This is a genomic window from Pseudoalteromonas sp. 11L1 (genome assembly GCF_055397545.1).
In genome coordinates this window covers 585,643-602,486 of the sequence record NZ_AP041142.1, presented here as the reverse complement: position 1 = coordinate 602,486, position 16,844 = coordinate 585,643, and the positions used below count along the sequence as shown (strand labels likewise).

The following is a 16,844-nucleotide window of genomic DNA, read 5'->3' as shown; positions in this document are numbered from 1 at the left end:
TTCGCTTTGATTGTGGCTAACGCAATCAGAGCGACAATCTCGTTACTCAGGCCTGTCTAAATAAATTTGTTTAAACGCATTAAAATTCAATTCAAATAATTCAACCAACGCCGGATCGAAATGATTACCTGCGCCTTTAATTATCTCAGCTTTTGCTTCATCCATGCTCCAAGGCTCTTTATAACAACGACGACAACATAACGCATCAAACACATCTGCAATCGCAGTAATTCGGCCCTCTAAACTTATATCTTGCTGTTTTTTAGCGTGCGGATAACCCGCTCCATCCCATCGTTCGTGATGATCAATCGCAATATTAGCCGCCATATCAATGACAGGATTTCCCGTACCTTTGAGTATTTCCCAGCCTTTGGTGGTGTGCTGTTTCATAATTTCCCATTCATCAGGGTCTAATTTAGCAGGTTTGTTTAAAATCAAGTCTGGAACGCCAACCTTTCCTACATCGTGCAACTGCGCTGCTAAACTAATTCTATCGCAGTATGATTGATTTTGATTATTTAGCTGCGCTAATAGTTTTGCATATAAACCAACCCTGATTACATGTGAGCCGGTTTCTTTGGAGCGTGACTCCATCGCTCCTCCCATCAGTGAAATAGCCAGTTGCTGGGTTTCTTCAATTGAATTAGCTAATAAGAGGCTTTCAAAGGTCAGTACTACATTACCCAAAAATAAATCTACTAGCTGTTGAGCTTCTTTTTTTACCGGCTGCAGCGACTGAAACGCTAAAATAGAATCGAGCCCTTTTTGGGAGTGATGAAAATAAACATAATGATCATCTGCTATAAAATTCTGCTTAGTTTGCTTTGCTCTTAAAAAATACTCTTGATGTTTTTGTGGAATACTGTCAATTCCGTTGCCCGTGAATAAATGTATGCCAGAAAGCTCTCCTTCAATCATTTGTAGTCTTTGATCTAGCTGGCAAATACCAAATACTTTAGGCGCATCAATATAGAGATTTGCCTCGCTCATATTAAGCACTAACTTAAGCTCTTCCATAACAACAGAGGTAAACTCAACTAAATCACCAATTTGGGTAATAGTAGAAATTGCTTTTATTAGTCGCTTTAAATTATGGCGGTGGGTTTGTAACATGCAAATATCGCGATACGCTCGCAAAGAAGTATAAAAAATTAATTCAAGGTCATGGCTTTGCAGTTGGCTCTTTGCTTTATAGCCATCAATATCATAATCGCGGATAACACTGCGCTCTGGCGCAACCCCAGGCTGTCCGGTTCTTAAAATAATTCGGCTGTACACATTTTGTAAGTCTTGGCGTATGTAACGAGCAAGCTCTAAGCCTGCATGCTCTGTCTCCATAACAACATCGAGCAAAATTAAAGCATAGCGTTCTGAGCTTTGTAGTTTTTCTTTTGCTTGAGCTGCACTATAAACACTGTGCAGCTCGATAGGGCGTTGCTCAAATTCAAAGCGCTTCATTGCAAGTTGAGTTACTTGGTGCACCGAATCATCGTCATCCACCACTAAAATTTTCCATGGTTCAACGTTTTCAATATCCAAAGCCTGCTTTAAAACGTCATCATCTTGTAACCAATCCATAAACACACCCTGCTAATTATTGAGTTGATAGCGTTAAGGGAAATTGAATGAAAAAATAAACACCTGGTGTTTGTTTTTTCTTTACAAATATTTGCCCTTTCAAGCGGTGTACAACAAGGTTATACACAATATTCATGCCTAAACCGCTACCGCCACCCGCTCTATTTGTGGTGTAAAAGGGATCAAACACTCTTTTTCGAGCTTCTTCAGTCAAGCCGCATCCATCATCTTGATAATGAATTTGAACATATTCTGAGTATTCTATATGAACCGTGATTAGCCCTTTTCGATTGCCATTACCATAGCCGTGGACAATAGAATTCATGACTAAGTTTGTAAAAACTTGCGCTAAAGCCCCCGGATCAGAGTAGACCTCTGGTTCAAGCTCGGTTGCTGTAACCTTAATATCAATCTCTGTCGTTTTTACTGTGTGATACAAGCTTCTGAGCACTTCATTAAAATATTGGCTAATATATAAGCTACGAAGCTCTTCTGTGGTTTGATCAACCGCAACACGTTTAAAGCTGCTGATTAAACCAGCGGCGCGTTGCATATTTTTCAGTAAAATGTCACAACTTAAATCAACTTCAGTAATAAATTCGCTAAACTGCGTTTTACTCAAGGAGCCAGAAGCAACTTTGTTTTTAGTTTCAATTAGTATTTGTCTCAAATGCGACGTCGCAGTTACACAAACACCTAATGGCGTATTCACTTCATGTGCGACGCCACTAACTAAACTGCCAAGTGATGACATTTTTTCTGCTTCAACAAGCTCTTGCTGAGTGCGGCGAAGCTTTATGGTTTGTTCAAGTAAAGCTTGTTCTGCCTCATAGCGTTTACTCGACATTAAATTAATAGAATCACTTAGACGGTCATGAGGGCCGCGCTTAGATACAGTTTGAGAAAAGTCGCCACTGGCTATAGCTGAGCAAACCTGATCAATATCTTTACTGGCTTTAATTAAACGCTCAAAACTTCTAAACATAGTGCCAAGCTCATCTTTTTGAGCCATATATTTTTGAGCATGAATGGATAAATCTCCATTAGCTAGCTGTTCAACAGATTTAATCGCAATATTAATACGCTTAGTTGTTCTGTTAATAAAATACCAAAAGAGTAAAAAAATCAGTAATACACTTGCAAAAGCGGCTGCCAATAATGGTTTAAATTGCGCTTGAATAGGCCCAATAATATCCAATTCAGAGCGGCGTACTATCACTGTCCAATTACCAGTGGCAACCTTGGCCTTATCAAAATAGAAAACCCCAGAATCAAAAGGATCGTTAGCAGATAGTACCTCTCTTTCTTGTCCCTGTGACTTTAGCTGCTTGGCTATACTTGCATAATTAGTATCTAAAATTGCTTTCGTTTTTAATCCTGAGTAATTCAATGTCGTTGCAATCACGTTGTCGCGTTGACTGAGTAGCAAAACATCAATTTTTAATTGCTGCTTTATGGTTTGTAAAAACTCAGTGATGTCAGCAAGTGCTCTATCTACGCTTGCCATACCGACAAATTTATCATTAATGATAATGGGCGAACTTTGTTCAACTAGCATTCTTCCCTCGTAAACATAGGGCTCAGTGATCATCGTTTCGGTATTGCCATCACGTAAAAACTGTTGACGTACTCCCTCATAATAAAGACTAGATTCCATGTCCACCAAGGGCTCAAGTAACAAGCGTTCAGAGTCACTAAAATCACGATGCCAATAAGGTAAAAAACGACCGGTTTGGTCTACATAAACGCCCTCTTTTAATGGCGAAGCATTCACATAGGCTTGATCTTGATTATCGGCATTAGGCTCATAACCAAAAGAAGCCCCCACGAATGAAGGATTCATTTTAAGCACTGCACGAACAAAATTAATACTTGCCTCTCTATCACCAAACAACCCATTTTGCTGTGCTAAGGCCATAATTTCGGTAGTGCGTACTGCCAATTGCGTCTCTTCATTTACTTTTGCAGCAATAGTATCGGCGGTCTGACTCAAGTTAAGCTTTGCTTGCATAACAGCCTGATTAAGGCTGGTTGAATACCAGTAACTCAAAATACCAGTAATAATAAGCATTACGGGAAATGCCAAATAAAGCAGCATTTTTCCTTGCAAAGAATGTATGAGTGTTAGTCGCATAATTTTAGGCTTAAACAAGCAAGCCAATGTCCTGAGGATTTGAAGTAGTAAGCTTAAAAATTAGACTATAAAAACTTTCTAGGCAAATGAATTGTGTAGAAATAAGTATAAGAGCAGGGTATTAAAATACCAGCAGCCTAGTAGATAAGATTGTTAAATAGGGTATGGTTTAAAGACAAAAACACTCTACAAAACTTTTATTTTTAATCGGCCAATCGATAACCCACAGCTGGTTCAGTTAAGATATATTTTGGACTAGCGGGGTTAGCCTCAAGTTTTTGTCTGAGCTGTGCCACATGGACTCGGACGTATTCAGGGCGGTCTATGTATTGCGCTCCCCAAATATGGCTTAAAATTGCATTATGGGTAAGTACTGTATTTTTATTCTGGAACAGTAATAATAGTATTGCGTACTCTTTTTTAGTGAGTTTTATCTCATTTCCAGAAGTGGTTACTCTGTGCTTTTGTGGATCTATTTTTATATTCCCGCAGGTAAATGCCACACTCGGCTGGCTTTGGCTGCGTAATAAAACCCGAATCCGGGCTAGCAACTCATTGGCGCTAAACGGTTTGGTAATATAGTCATTTGCCCCATTATCAAGCGCAGTGACCTTTTCAACTTCGCCATCTCGAGCCGACAGCACTAAAACAGGTAAGGCACTCCATTGTCGAAACTCAATTAACCAGTCTTGACCATCCATATCTAGCAGGCCTAAATCTAATAATACAAGATCGTAACTTTGCTCACTTAAACGTGCAAAACCATCTAATCCTTTATCACAAATGCTTAGCTCGTAACCACTGGCTTGCAACAAGGTTTTTAAAAAGCTTTGTAGAGGGGGAGAATCTTCCAATATCAAGATTTTAGTCATTATCTTTTTCCCAGATTAACTTTGCGTACGCCATATTTGTTTCGTTATTAATTGTTAATGTAAATGTGCCCTGGTGAAATTTAGCAACCACATCACAAATAATACTGCCTAACCCAACACCTTCATCGCTACTTGTTTGCGCTTTAATGATCACGTTATTAGTGAGAAGTAACTGATAACGTACCTTTTGCTGATTGATACTTTGCGTAAATTCAACGCTCACCTTTTTATCACCATAACGCCATGCATTTTCGAGCATATTAGCCAGTGCAATTTCTAACAAAGTCACATCCCCTACGCATTTTGATTGAGCGTCTATATTGGTATTTATAACAAAATGAGTGAGTTGCTTCTGTCTGCGAGCTTTAGCTTCACTAAGTAGTGCTTGTAAGTTTATTGTTTGCCAACTTAGGTTTTCACCCATTTTATTAACTCGGCTTAACTCCATTACTTTATCAAAGTGCTGATTAAGTATTTTACTTTGCTCATAAATATTACTCGCTTGCTCTTTTATCACGCTGTCACTGAGGGTAATTTCATCATCTGCAAGCATGCTGGATGCGCCCATAATGGTTGCCAGTGGTGTGCGTAAATCGTGAGACAAACTACGTAAAAGTGCATTTTTAGCGCGCTCTAATTCCGCTTGCACCGAAATAGCAGCCGACTGCTGGCGTAATAACGTTTTTTCATGTACCTGATAAAGAAGCGAAATAGCAGTGTCAGCAAAGGCTTTTTGCCCTTGCGTTAACCGTTTAGTAAAATTAAACCCGCCCCAGCTCGGACTAGCCTCACTAAGCAATATAAATTCACTATTGCCCCGCGGTGCTGCAGGCATAAATGTGCAACATGCATTTAAATGCTTACCGATCCGCTCTACAAAGTACTTTTTTTGTTCATCCAGCGTATCTAGACTGTTTAAGTCTTTGGCCAGTTCGTACAAGGTGCGACTATTACTCGCATGTAATTGCACATCCCTAACTTTAGTACTGAGCTCCCCTGCCAATTGGCTGATCACAAAGCCAACAATCAGCATAACCATAAAGGTTACTAAATATTCTATGTTTTCAATATGAAAAGTAAAATTAGGGGCAACAAAAAACCAATCTGTACACGCCACACTCACCAAGGTGGTTAGTATGGCAAGACGACGATTACTGCGCACAGCAACCCAAGTCACCCACAATAACTGAAGCATCACGATATCGGTGGTAGTAAACCAGTTACGTACAGGGTAAATGGCAATAACCACAATTAATGGCATTATTACCGACAAAAACAATGCTTTATACCAATGTGGTTTAGCCTCAGCCTGATTCATTAATTTTTCCTCTAACATTTGAGCACCTAGACTACTGCCTTTTCGAGATTGCCTCTATAAAGTTTTTATAAAGTTTTTTATCTAATTCATTAAATCTTTATAAAGCTTTTAACGCCTACCTACATTGTTACTTTAATAACTCATATTCTAACTTCAGCAGAAGGAGTAATACGTATGTCAGGTTGGATAAAAATAGTGAAGCGTACAGCTTATGTATTAACTGTTTATTGACCAAATGGACTTTACCACTTCTCTCTTTTAACTTTAATTTAGGTATCAACATGGCACATTTTACAGTGATAGGATTAGGTCGATTTGGCATTGCAGCAAGCCTTGAGTTAATTCATTTAGGGCATACAGTCACTGGGGTTGATAGTAACCCTAAACTAGCTGAAAAATATGTTGAGCATTTATCAGAAACCGTTGTTTGCGACTCCACTGATGAAGCCGCACTTAAAGAGCTTGATTTAGCGAGCAGTCAGGCCGTTTTAGTGGCGATTGGAGAAGACATGCAATCGAGCATTCTGTGCACCCTTGCACTAAAAAACCTAGCTGTTAAGCAAATATGGGTAAAAGCGAGCACCAAAGCCCATCACACAATTATTTCTAAGCTAGGTGTAACACGCATTATTCATCCTGAAGAAGAAATGGGCGTGCGCGTTGCACAAGCGCTTAATTACCCTGTAGTAAACGATTATATTTCCTTAGGCAATGGCTTATACGTTGTTGAAGTAATTATAAAAGCGCACTTACATAAAACAAAACTAGGGCATTTACTTAAGGAAATAAAAGGCACTGTAAACCCATTATTGGTCAAGCGCGCAAAGCAAACGTTTGTCAAACTTGATGACGACTTTGAGTTACTTACCTACGACACTTTACTGTTATCAGGTAATCGAGTCGAACTAAACTATCTTGCACCAAGGCTTTTATAATTATGGTTTTATGGCACCCTCTCAAAACACCTATAGATCGAAAAGCCAATGGGCATAAAAAACTCAATGCGGCTCCGCCTCTTATTTTATGTTGCAGTTTTTTAATATTAATAACGCTAGGGGCATTGGCATTAAAACTGCCTTTTGCAACCTATGAGCCTATTTCATGGATACAAAGTGCGTTTACTGCAACCTCTGCGGTAACTGTAACTGGACTAGTTGTAGTGGATACGGGTTCAGTGTTTACCCCTTTTGGACAAGGCGTTATTGCGTTGTTAATTCAACTGGGTGGTCTGGGTTTAATGACCTTTGCGGTTGTAACTTTAATGGCGCTGGGTAATAAAGTTGGCTTTATTCAAAAAACAGTGACCAAAGCTGCCTTTAATCAAACAGATACATCTACGTTGGTAAATACCGCTAAGTCTGTTTTGCTGTTTGCGCTAATCGTTGAATCTGTAGGCATTATTATTTTAACGCTGTATTGGCTACCCGAAATGGGCTTACAAAAAAGCTTTTTTCATGCACTTTTTTATACTATTAGCGCTTTTAACAATGCAGGATTTGCATTAAGTCCTAACAGCTTAATGCAGTATGTAGAAGACCCCGTTGTAAATTTAACAATTACCTGTTTGTTTATTATTGGTGGCCTTGGCTTTACCGTATTAACAGATTTATATAAATCAAAACGTTGGTCCAAGCTCAGTCCCTACAGTAAATTAATGCTGATCAGCACTGTTATTATTAACGTTATTGCATTGTTGCTTATTTACGTAATTGAATACGATAACCCAAAAACACTGCAGCCGTTATCTGAAATAGGTAAATGGCTAGCAGCTTGGTTTCAAGCCGTTACTCCTCGTACTGCGGGGTTTAATACCATTGCTATTGAAGAATTAAAAAATGCCAGTACCGCTTTAACTATGATGCTTATGTTTATTGGTGGCGGCTCTTTGAGTACTGCAAGTGGCATAAAGGTCGTTACGTTTATCGTTTTAATATTAGCAACCTATAGCTACTTAAGGCGTGACAAAGGCGTCACCGTTTTACGCCGAGAAATAGACAAAGATTCAGTATATAAAGCATTAGCCTTAACCATTATTTCAGCGGGAGTCACTTGGTTGGCTATTTTTACATTACTGGTCGTTGAAGATGCACCTTTTTTAGATGTTGCTTTTGAAGCGGTATCGGCACTGGGTACGGTAGGGCTTTCACGCGGTTTAACTTCATCGTTATCACCGCTGGGGGAGTTTATTATTATGTTTTTAATGTTTATGGGCAGAATAGGTCCGCTCACTCTCGCCTACTTTTTAGCGAGTCCACGAAGTAAAAAACTAAGATACCCAAGCGCGCAACTCTCTATTGGTTAACAACACTAACGCGGGTTAATCAGCCCGCATTTTAAATACCCGCTAAATTACGTTCGGTAATACATTCATCTGACGCCATTTCGAATTCTCGACACGTTAATGGGCGATTTTCGTAAATAGTACACATTAACGTATTACGATCGAGTGCTTGGCACCAACCATCGTCGCCGCGCTTCATGACTTCACTGCCCCATTTGTCGTAATCAATATACTGAAAAGGGACACCGGTATCACTAACAATACGCACTTCTAATTGGCAACAACACGCTTGGCAATTAGCACAAGTAACGGCGGTTGTATCGATATTTTCAACAGCAATGTTTGAGTTTGACATACAGACTTATGAGAAATGATATACAACCTACAGGATACACGAGCGGAGCAATGGTGACAGTAAAATAACTGTCAGATTTTATAAACATCGTCATATGTAATTAACCAATTACTAAAAAAGCGTGCTGGTTAATCAGCACGCTTATTAGTTACGGATTAAAAAGTGAAAACCACTTTAACGTTATCCGATACAGCCGATGAAGAAACAAAGCCAATGGTGTTAGGGTTAGCTGAGACCATTTTGATCACTTCACTGTCATTTTCTAACTCTTTAGGCGGTGTGCCTTTTCCTGTAAAAATCAGTTTTGACCAATACGCTTTTAACTGGTTAGAAGTTTTGTTGAGCAATTTACTATTAAATTGCTCGGTTGCAGCACTGCTTGATTCTTGAGATATTGGAATGATCTTATTACCATTACTAAATGACTTTTCTTTTCCTGTATAAATTCGACTAATAACAGACTCATCAAAACTACTTTCATTTGAGGGATGCACAATAATAGCAAAATCTGCATAGGCGAAGTTAGTAAACAAGAATATTACACAAAATATTAATTTTTTCATCTTACTTCTCCTTAAAATACAACATCAACACCAAGGGTGATTGCTTTACTATCACCAGCCACAGCTAAATCAAACGAATCATCTTTAACCCTATCGTATTGCACTTTAAATGCCGCTGACGGATGAAAGTCCCACCTCACACCAACAGCAAATGTATTATGCTGCTCTGTATCGCCCTCACCTTCTTGTTCAAAGTCTGAAAACATGACATAGGGGGTAATTGAGTCAAAACGATAGCCCGCACTGATCATATAAGTATCAAGATTACCATCTAGGTCTAAGCGATTAAGTTCACTTAAAACAAAAAAATCACCAAAATCAAGATTTGCAGCTAAGCCATAAAATTTACCATCTCTGCTGTCTTTACCGTCCCACAAAACGGGTTCACCCGCGCGAAAACGCTTGTTGGTATATTGCATGTGGGTCACTCTTAGTTCGAGCCAGTCACGATTAAGTAGTAGTACGCCGCCTAGCATATCTTCCCAAATTTCTCTTGTCGGCTCTTGAAAGAAGAAGTCTGATAACAGTTTGTTATCGTCATCATCTTCTTTACCGGTATAAACATTTGCAGATACTCCCCAGTCACCTACAGAGCCTGAGTAAAGTAAATTAACCCCCTCGTAGTTAAATACTTGCCATGTATAGTTGTCAGCAGGGGCCCGCATCCACACATATGCATAACCTACATCGAAGAAGTCTGAATAATAAAATAGTGGTAAACGCTTCTTACCGGCTTGAATAGTCCAATTATCGTTAATATCGTAAGAAATATAGGCCCATTCAAAATTTGCCTCAAAGTCGTTAACTCCTCTGGCAACTAGCTGACCAGTGACAGAAAGGCCTTCACCTAAATCGCCTGATACCTGTAATCCAATCAAAGACTCTGGCGAAAAGGATAAATCTTCAGTGTAGGCACTTACATTTGGGTAGTCCGCAAGAAAGGTTGGTTCAACGCCATATTGCGGGACACCGGTGCCGCTTAGCACTTTACCCGCATTAATACTCGCGAAACCTGAAATATTAATTTCAGCATAACTACTTGCTGATACAAATACCCCCAATAGTATAATTTTTTGCAGTTTCATTGATCACCTCATTATTATAATGGCCGTCATAGCCAATTTGAGTATAGTAAAGCGAAGAAAAGAAACAAAAAATTAACACTTTTTTATTTTTAGACTGGTTTTTCATATTAATTAGGCGCCGACCTTGATAGCAATATTGCTTTAATTTCGCTGTAGCGCTGTTGCTCACACAATGCGAAACCACTTAATTGGCGTACTTTATTGCGTGCAAATAGCGGCACACTCATTCCCGCTAAAAACCGACATTGGGTTTCAATGCCTACATTATGCACCCCTTTCGTTGCCATATGTGCCAAAAACTCATCCACCTTTTGATATATAAGTACTGTATCAATTTTTGCAGGAGTGATTGAATATTCAAGCTTGACCGCATGTCCACGGCACACACTACAATGCCCACATTGCTCGGGCGCATTCGCATCATCAAAGTAACGGGCTAAGTTATAGCTTAAACAAGATTGCAGCTCAAAAAAGCGCACCAAAGCAGCAATCCGTTTTATTTCAGCTTGCTCTTTATCGGTAAAGTAATCATGTAACTGCTGGGCAAGTGCAGGGTTATTAATCACCTCGCTATGCACTTTGTACACTTGAGTAATACGCTTAGTTTCAAGGGTGATAAGGTTTTTTTCTGCTAAATAATCAAGCGCGGCTACAACACGTTTACGATCAACCTGTGCGGCTTGCGTTAGGGAGTCAAAGTTAAGTGTGCCCCATATTTTTTTAAAGTCGGTATGGCTAAATATTTGCGATAAAAAAGCTTGGCGCTGCTGATCAAACTGATTAAGCAACTCATTTTTATCAACTAAAAATTTATACTTAAAATCGGCGTAGTACGCATATTGCGGGGTTATTGCACCTTGTATTTCCAATTGTACCAGTAAGGTTTTAAGGGCAAGCTGGCGAATATTACTTTCGCTAGATAAGCTATATTCTTGCATTTCCCATTGCTGTTGAGCTTGGCGAATATCGTTAATAACATATTCAATACCGCCGAGCTCTGGGGTATCGCCGTACACAAAGTTTTCGACTGTATTTAAGCCATCTAGATTAGCCAGCGTATAGCAATTCGATGGGTTGCCATCACGTCCTGCACGGCCAATTTCTTGGCTGTAGTTTTCAATTGATTTAGGTAAATCGTAGTGAATTACAAAACGAATGTCTGATTTATCAACCCCCATGCCAAAGGCAATAGTGGCGACCACTACATTTATTTTTCCCGCCATAAAATCATCTTGAATTTGCCCGCGTAGGGTGTCTTCAAGCCCGGCATGATACGCCACCGCCTGCAGGCCCTGTGCGCTTAACATATTGGCTACTTGTTCAGCACTTTGCTGCAGCGTGACATACACAATACCGGGGCCGGTTTGCGCACGGACAATTTCAGTAAGCTCAGTATTTTTATCAGCCGTTTTAACACTCAGCACATTTAAATCTAAATTAGCGCGATAAAACCCCGTTTGCACAATGCATTGTGGATCAATAGCAAATCGCTCTGCCATATCGCGTTTAACTTTTTTAGTAGCGGTGGCGGTTAATAGTAGCACTAACGGAATATTTAGCTCTTCACGGTAACGCGGTAACTTTAAGTAATCGGGTCTAAAGTTATGACCCCACTCAGAAATACAATGCGCTTCGTCTACTACCAACATAGAAAGTGCCACTTGGCTAATAAATTCTCTAAAGCGTTCGTTTTTAAAGCGCTCAACTGACACCATTAACACTTTAATTTTACCACCGCGCACATCGTTCATTACCGTACTGCTTTGCATTTGATCTTGGCTTGAATCAAGACTTGCGGCATAAATGCCTTTACTGTTTAAAAAACTTATTTGATCTTTCATCAACGCTAATAATGGCGATACTACCAAGGTTAAATGCGGTAAATGTAACGCAGTAAGTTGATAGCACAAGGATTTACCCGACCCCGTTGGAAATATAGCCAGTGATGATTGGCCATTTAGCAATTGCTCTATGGTTTGTTGTTGCCCTGCTCTAAACTGACTAAAACCAAAATGTTGCTCAAGAGACTGAACTAGCGAGGTACTCATAAAAGCGTCCTTTTTATGTCGGTGCCCATAAATACTGTAAATGCGCAGTAGATGAAATATTTGCATATCAGTATACAGCATATCATTGGATTTATTGCTGACATATCCTTCAATTAGGCGCACACTATAGCCCTATAAAAGCATGCTTTGCCAAAATAATTTTTTGATACCCAAGTCATTTTAAAAATCAACGTACAGAAATTGCTTCGGTATATTATTTTTAAGGGCATAGTCATGGACAAAACCATACCAAAAATTGTCATCATAGGCGGTGGCGCTGGTGGGCTTGAGCTAGCAACTCAATTAGGGCACAAATTAGGAAAGAAACAACACGCAAATATATTACTCATTGATAAAAACCGCACTCATATATGGAAACCGTTATTGCATGAAGTAGCAACCGGCTCTATTGATGCCGATTTAGATGGCGTTGTATACTCAGCGCATGCGGCCAAGCACCACTATAACTTCCAACTTGGTACCTTTTGTAACCTCGATAACAATAATAAAACCATTACCTTAAGCCCTCTATATGACGAGTTAGGGCATCAAATATTACCTAAACGAGCCGTTCACTATGATCATTTAGTTATTGCCATTGGCAGTGTCAGTAACGACTTCAACACCCCGGGTATTAAAGACCATTGCTTTTACCTTGATTCAAACCAACAAGCTGAGCGTTTTCAACACGCCTTACTAGATAACTTTACTCGCCTTCATCAAGACGACGACCCATTGCATTCATTAAACATTGCTATTGTTGGCGGTGGGGCAACTGGCGTTGAACTCTCAGCTGAGTTGTATCATGTTTCTGATTTACTCAAAATATACGGTTTAACCAATATGTCGGCGAAACGCTTGCACATACATTTGATTGAAGCGGGTCCCAGAATTTTACCTGCGTTGTCTGAGCGGATAGCCAGCTCAGCCAAACGTGAATTATTAAGATTAGGGGTTACCGTACGAGAAAACACCCAAGTTAAACAAGCAACCGAGCATGGCTTTATCACTAATAATGACGAGCAAATAAATGCGGATATTATGGTGTGGGCAGCAGGGGTAAAAGCCCCAGACTTCATTAAAGAGCTAAACATATTTGAGCTAACACGTAGCAATCAAATAAAAGTGAATGATTACTTACAAAGTAGCCTAGACCCTCAAATCTATGTGCTTGGTGATTGCTGTGCGTTTACCCAAGACGATGGGACGCAAGTGCCGCCACGCGCACAATCGGCTCATCAAATGGCGCAATGCGTTGAAAAAAATCTAATTGCTACACTACGTGGGCAGCCCCTGAAAAAGTTTGAATATAATGACCATGGCTCACTGGTAAATTTATCGCGATATAGCACGGTGGGCAGCTTAATGGGTAACCTAACCAGTAGTAGCTTTTTTATTGAAGGTAAAATTGCCCGCTTTATGTATATTTCACTATATAGAATGCATCAGCGCGCTATCCACGGTAGTGCCAAAACCTTTGCTTTGTGGATCAGCGAAAAAGTACTGCGTGTTGTTCGCCCAAAAATGAAACTACACTAAATAACCTGAACTTCGGATAATAAACATAAATATCATTTTGATTAAATATGTTAGTAAATCTCTTAACTAGATTTCAGATTAAATAGTTACATCAGTCGCGGTAATAAATAAGATTAAACAAATATTTATTACCGCCGTCTTTAATTTTTCACAATTCCCATATAAATTTACACAAACCACTCACGGAATTTAGTAATGACCTTTAAAACGCTTATTTTTAATTTTGATGGTACCGGCAGTGAACCCCGCGACGCAGACCAGTTTAGTACAGAGCATTTTAAAGAAGACGCCAGTATTTCTAATATTCTAAAACTACACTTATTGCTCGGCGGTAAACTTGATGATTCACCCACTTCCCCATTTTCACAGCAATTAAGCTTTTATTACCAAGGCATAGGCACCAAAGGGAGTCGTTTAAAACGAATTTTAAATCAAACACTTGCCCCACGTTCTGAAGATGTGGCCAGCATTTTGACTCAGGCTATCACAGATTTTAAGCAGCATTATCAAAGTGGCGATACTGTTCTACTTACCGGTTTTAGCAGAGGCGCTGCATTAGCAAGGCGTTTTGCTAAATGCCTAGAGCCATTAATAAATGAGCAAGTATATTTGTGTGTTTTTGACACCGTGGCCTCAATTGGCCTGTCAAAGATAAATAAAGCGACCCGTGGCGCAGAGCATGTAGTTTTTGAAAACCATACTATTGCCAATAATGTAGCTGGGGCCCTGCATTGTGTTGCGCTTGATGAGAAACGACGGGCCTTTGAGCCTACATTAATGAATCAACAAGCAAACATTACCGAGCTGTGGTTTGCAGGAGCCCACTCCGATGTAGGAGGGGGCTACTATCGCGATGGGCTTGCCGATATTTGCCTGCGCTATGCGCTTGAGTGGCTCATTGCTCAGCCGCTATCGGTTTCGTTATTAACCAGTCATGACATAGACTATGAAAACCTTTTACCAGAAAGCAACTTGGTTGCCCAAGACGATGTCACAGTTATTCCCGATCCACTGGCGCTAAGTCATCAACAAAATTACTTTTGGTTAAACCCATTTTTCAAGCTGGTTGATAGACAGTGCTGTGTATTAATTAACGATGAAATTAGCCACAACGCTCCATTAATACATCACAGTGTTGCACAGCGAATTAATAAACTAACCAGCTATCGCCCTGAATCGTTAAAAAATATACATTATAAAATGATTTACAGCGATGACAGTACACTAAACTTTATGGGGCTAAGTGCTCATATAATGCTCGCCAATCAAAATATGAGCTTACTGAGTGTTAATCAAAGCAAAGATGTGATGGTGTACGCTAGTGAAGCCTACAACGCTACCGGCTTAATGCTTGCCCAAGATGCAACGTATCGCTTTACTCCTTACCCGAACCAATTTTGGTATGACGATGGTGTAAAGTGCCCTCCTTCTGGCTGGCATCGCGATAATGTGCAACTCGGCGTTAAAGAAATCCCTATGGCATTACTTGAGCCATTTAGGCGTTTAGCCACGGCGCAGTGGTTTAGCTTAATTGGAACAATTGGCCAAAGCGATGACCATGCATTTGAAATTGCCGAAGGCGTTGAAATAACCATTAAAAAATCAGGAGAATTTTGTCCATTTGCTAATGATTTAAGTCGTTTTTATGGGGCGAATGCTGGCAGAATAAAGCTCAAGGTAACACGCTTAAGCTGATAAAGTGCCCTAATAATCAGTGCACTTTATACTGCAAAGTGCACTGAGCTAGGGATAGCTGGTGGATGTTATTGCTTTTTCATTTTATGCCCTTTCACGGCATAAAATAATATAAATAAGTAACAAGGTAACAATACAGAGTAGCCAGTTTGTAGCGAGGTAAAGCCGCTCAGTAAGCCCCATAACACCGGACCAAATGCACCGCCCGCTATACCCATTACTAACAGTGCTGAGCCTGTGCTGGTTAGTTTACCTAAACCCGATAACGCAAGTGGGAAAACCGCCGGCCAAACAATGGCGTTTGCTAAGCCTAAAAAGGCAATTAGCAGTAAAGCATCTGGTAAATTAGCGCCTCCTAAAGGCACCAGTATGGCATTGGCAATAACAAAAGACTGCGCATCAATAAACAAAATGCAAAGGGTGATCACAATACCCAATACAGCCGATGCTGTTAAGGCCGCTTGCTGAGAGATAAATTTAGGGATAAGTAAAATACCTAAAATATAACCAAACACCATAAACATCATAGTGTATGAAGTCATTACCCCATAGTTTTCAATACCCAGCGATAGTGCAAAAGTACCTATGGTATCGCCAGCAATAACCTCTACCGCAACATACAAAAAGATAGCAATAGCACCTAACACCAAGTTTGGATGAGAGAGTGTTTCACGAATTTCACCTTTGTCGTTTATTGCTTCTACTTCATCATTGATAAGCTCAGGCAGCGGAGACTTTTTAACCGCAAAAGCTAATACACCAATAAATAAGGCCATGCCTAAGTAAGGTAAAATAAGACCATTTGCCATATCATCAACTTGCTGTTGGCTTAGATCTGTGCCCACGGTACCGGTAAAGTTACTTAAAATTAAGGCGGTAAAAACCATCGGTGAGATAACTCCTGCGCCTTTATTTAAAATCCCCATAATACTAATACGTACAGCAGCCGATTCTTCTGGCCCTAAACGTACTACATAAGGATTAACCGCGGTTTGTAATAAGGTTTGCCCTGCACCCATTACCAACTGCGCTAGTAAAAACAAAGGAAAAAACTGCGACATAGCAGCAGGAATAAACATTAAGCCTGCTACCATCATACATCCCATCCCCAATGCCATACCGTTTTTGTAGCCGACTTTTTTGATCAGTACTGCCGAGGGCAGCGCAGTAAATGTGACCGCAATATAAAAGGAAAATAAAATTAACGACCCTTGAAATGGGGTTAATTGTAAAATTTGACTTAAGTAAGGCATTAACGAGCCATTGAGCCAAGTAGCAAAGCCCAGTATAAAAAATAATACCGCAACAATGGCCATGGGGACCACGCTACTATTTTTGGACGTATCCATAACATTGGTTGTCATGTTATTTTCCTT

At 39.9% G+C, this 16,844-nt stretch carries 13 protein-coding genes; 4 read left to right on the top strand and 9 right to left on the bottom strand.

The features are described from left to right. Positions 1-42: 42 nt before the first annotated feature. The 4 genes from ACZ5WS_RS18360 to ACZ5WS_RS18345 form a co-directional block, all read right to left on the bottom strand. Positions 43-1,578, bottom strand: coding sequence for an HD domain-containing phosphohydrolase (locus ACZ5WS_RS18360; protein ID WP_464711753.1), 1,536 nt, complete (start codon positions 1,576-1,578; stop codon positions 43-45). A 16-nt stretch (positions 1,579-1,594) separates the two neighbouring features. Then, positions 1,595-3,712: an ATP-binding protein gene (locus ACZ5WS_RS18355; RefSeq protein ID WP_464711752.1), complete on the bottom strand. Its 2,118-nt coding sequence runs from the start codon at positions 3,710-3,712 to the stop codon at positions 1,595-1,597. Between the two features lie 203 nt (positions 3,713-3,915). After that, positions 3,916-4,584 (bottom strand): response regulator, encoded by a 669-nt coding sequence (locus ACZ5WS_RS18350; protein ID WP_138605762.1) that lies wholly within the window; start codon positions 4,582-4,584, stop codon positions 3,916-3,918. Further along, positions 4,577-5,902, bottom strand: coding sequence for a DUF4118 domain-containing protein (locus ACZ5WS_RS18345; RefSeq protein ID WP_464712124.1), 1,326 nt, complete (start codon positions 5,900-5,902; stop codon positions 4,577-4,579). The genes ACZ5WS_RS18350 and ACZ5WS_RS18345 overlap by 8 nt, the downstream gene beginning before the upstream one ends. 281 nt (positions 5,903-6,183) lie before the next feature. On the opposite strand from ACZ5WS_RS18345, the gene ACZ5WS_RS18340 reads away from it, so the two are divergent. Both ACZ5WS_RS18340 and ACZ5WS_RS18335 read left to right on the top strand, forming a co-directional pair. Continuing rightward, positions 6,184-6,837, top strand: a complete 654-nt coding sequence (locus ACZ5WS_RS18340; RefSeq protein WP_464711750.1) for a potassium channel family protein — start codon at positions 6,184-6,186, stop codon at positions 6,835-6,837. A 2-nt stretch (positions 6,838-6,839) separates the two neighbouring features. Further along, positions 6,840-8,204 carry a TrkH family potassium uptake protein gene (locus tag ACZ5WS_RS18335; RefSeq protein ID WP_464711748.1) on the top strand — a complete coding sequence of 455 codons (1,365 nt, stop codon included), beginning with the start codon at positions 6,840-6,842 and terminating at the stop codon, positions 8,202-8,204. A 31-nt stretch (positions 8,205-8,235) separates the two neighbouring features. Here ACZ5WS_RS18335 and ACZ5WS_RS18330 read toward each other — a convergent pair whose 3' ends face one another. From ACZ5WS_RS18330 to ACZ5WS_RS18315, 4 genes are all read right to left on the bottom strand, one after another. Next, on the bottom strand, positions 8,236-8,538 hold the full coding sequence (locus tag ACZ5WS_RS18330) for a YkgJ family cysteine cluster protein (protein WP_464711746.1): 303 nt from the start codon (positions 8,536-8,538) through the stop codon (positions 8,236-8,238). 155 nt (positions 8,539-8,693) lie between these two features. Then, a complete protein-coding gene (locus ACZ5WS_RS18325; protein WP_178956981.1) occupies positions 8,694-9,101 on the bottom strand; it encodes a substrate-binding domain-containing protein in 408 nt (135 codons plus the stop codon). 11 nt (positions 9,102-9,112) lie between these two features. Next, entirely contained in the window at positions 9,113-10,186 is a 1,074-nt protein-coding gene (locus tag ACZ5WS_RS18320; RefSeq protein ID WP_054201437.1) for a porin, read from the bottom strand. A 107-nt stretch (positions 10,187-10,293) separates the two neighbouring features. Further along, positions 10,294-12,234, bottom strand: a complete 1,941-nt coding sequence (locus tag ACZ5WS_RS18315) for a RecQ family ATP-dependent DNA helicase (RefSeq protein ID WP_464711744.1) — start codon at positions 12,232-12,234, stop codon at positions 10,294-10,296. A gap of 234 nt (positions 12,235-12,468) precedes the next feature. On the opposite strand from ACZ5WS_RS18315, the gene ACZ5WS_RS18310 reads away from it, so the two are divergent. Both ACZ5WS_RS18310 and ACZ5WS_RS18305 read left to right on the top strand, forming a co-directional pair. Next, the gene (locus ACZ5WS_RS18310) at positions 12,469-13,773 is read left to right on the top strand and encodes an NAD(P)/FAD-dependent oxidoreductase (RefSeq protein ID WP_464711743.1); all 1,305 of its coding nucleotides are present in this window, start codon (positions 12,469-12,471) and stop codon (positions 13,771-13,773) included. Between the two features lie 195 nt (positions 13,774-13,968). Then, positions 13,969-15,468, top strand: a complete 1,500-nt coding sequence (locus tag ACZ5WS_RS18305) for a phospholipase effector Tle1 domain-containing protein (protein WP_464711742.1) — start codon at positions 13,969-13,971, stop codon at positions 15,466-15,468. Between the two features lie 68 nt (positions 15,469-15,536). On the opposite strand, the gene nagP is transcribed toward ACZ5WS_RS18305, so the two are convergent. After that, positions 15,537-16,832, bottom strand: a complete 1,296-nt coding sequence (gene nagP, locus ACZ5WS_RS18300) for an N-acetylglucosamine MFS transporter NagP (RefSeq protein WP_464711740.1) — start codon at positions 16,830-16,832, stop codon at positions 15,537-15,539. Positions 16,833-16,844 lie beyond the last annotated feature (12 nt).

What these genes read in the sequence shown, in the direction of transcription:
- ACZ5WS_RS18325 (WP_178956981.1), bottom strand. Translation starts at nt 9,101, where the DNA reads ATGAAAAAATTAATATTTTGTGTAATATTCTTGTTTACTAACTTCGCC.
- ACZ5WS_RS18305 (WP_464711742.1), top strand. Translation starts at nt 13,969, where the DNA reads ATGACCTTTAAAACGCTTATTTTTAATTTTGATGGTACCGGCAGTGAA.
- ACZ5WS_RS18330 (WP_464711746.1), bottom strand. Translation starts at nt 8,538, where the DNA reads ATGTCAAACTCAAACATTGCTGTTGAAAATATCGATACAACCGCCGTT.
- ACZ5WS_RS18340 (WP_464711750.1), top strand. Translation starts at nt 6,184, where the DNA reads ATGGCACATTTTACAGTGATAGGATTAGGTCGATTTGGCATTGCAGCA.
- ACZ5WS_RS18345 (WP_464712124.1), bottom strand. Translation starts at nt 5,902, where the DNA reads ATGAATCAGGCTGAGGCTAAACCACATTGGTATAAAGCATTGTTTTTG.
- ACZ5WS_RS18350 (WP_138605762.1), bottom strand. Translation starts at nt 4,584, where the DNA reads ATGACTAAAATCTTGATATTGGAAGATTCTCCCCCTCTACAAAGCTTT.
- ACZ5WS_RS18310 (WP_464711743.1), top strand. Translation starts at nt 12,469, where the DNA reads ATGGACAAAACCATACCAAAAATTGTCATCATAGGCGGTGGCGCTGGT.
- ACZ5WS_RS18355 (WP_464711752.1), bottom strand. Translation starts at nt 3,712, where the DNA reads ATGCGACTAACACTCATACATTCTTTGCAAGGAAAAATGCTGCTTTAT.
- ACZ5WS_RS18315 (WP_464711744.1), bottom strand. Translation starts at nt 12,234, where the DNA reads ATGAGTACCTCGCTAGTTCAGTCTCTTGAGCAACATTTTGGTTTTAGT.
- ACZ5WS_RS18320 (WP_054201437.1), bottom strand. Translation starts at nt 10,186, where the DNA reads ATGAAACTGCAAAAAATTATACTATTGGGGGTATTTGTATCAGCAAGT.
- ACZ5WS_RS18335 (WP_464711748.1), top strand. Translation starts at nt 6,840, where the DNA reads ATGGTTTTATGGCACCCTCTCAAAACACCTATAGATCGAAAAGCCAAT.
- nagP (WP_464711740.1), bottom strand. Translation starts at nt 16,832, where the DNA reads ATGACAACCAATGTTATGGATACGTCCAAAAATAGTAGCGTGGTCCCC.
- ACZ5WS_RS18360 (WP_464711753.1), bottom strand. Translation starts at nt 1,578, where the DNA reads ATGGATTGGTTACAAGATGATGACGTTTTAAAGCAGGCTTTGGATATT.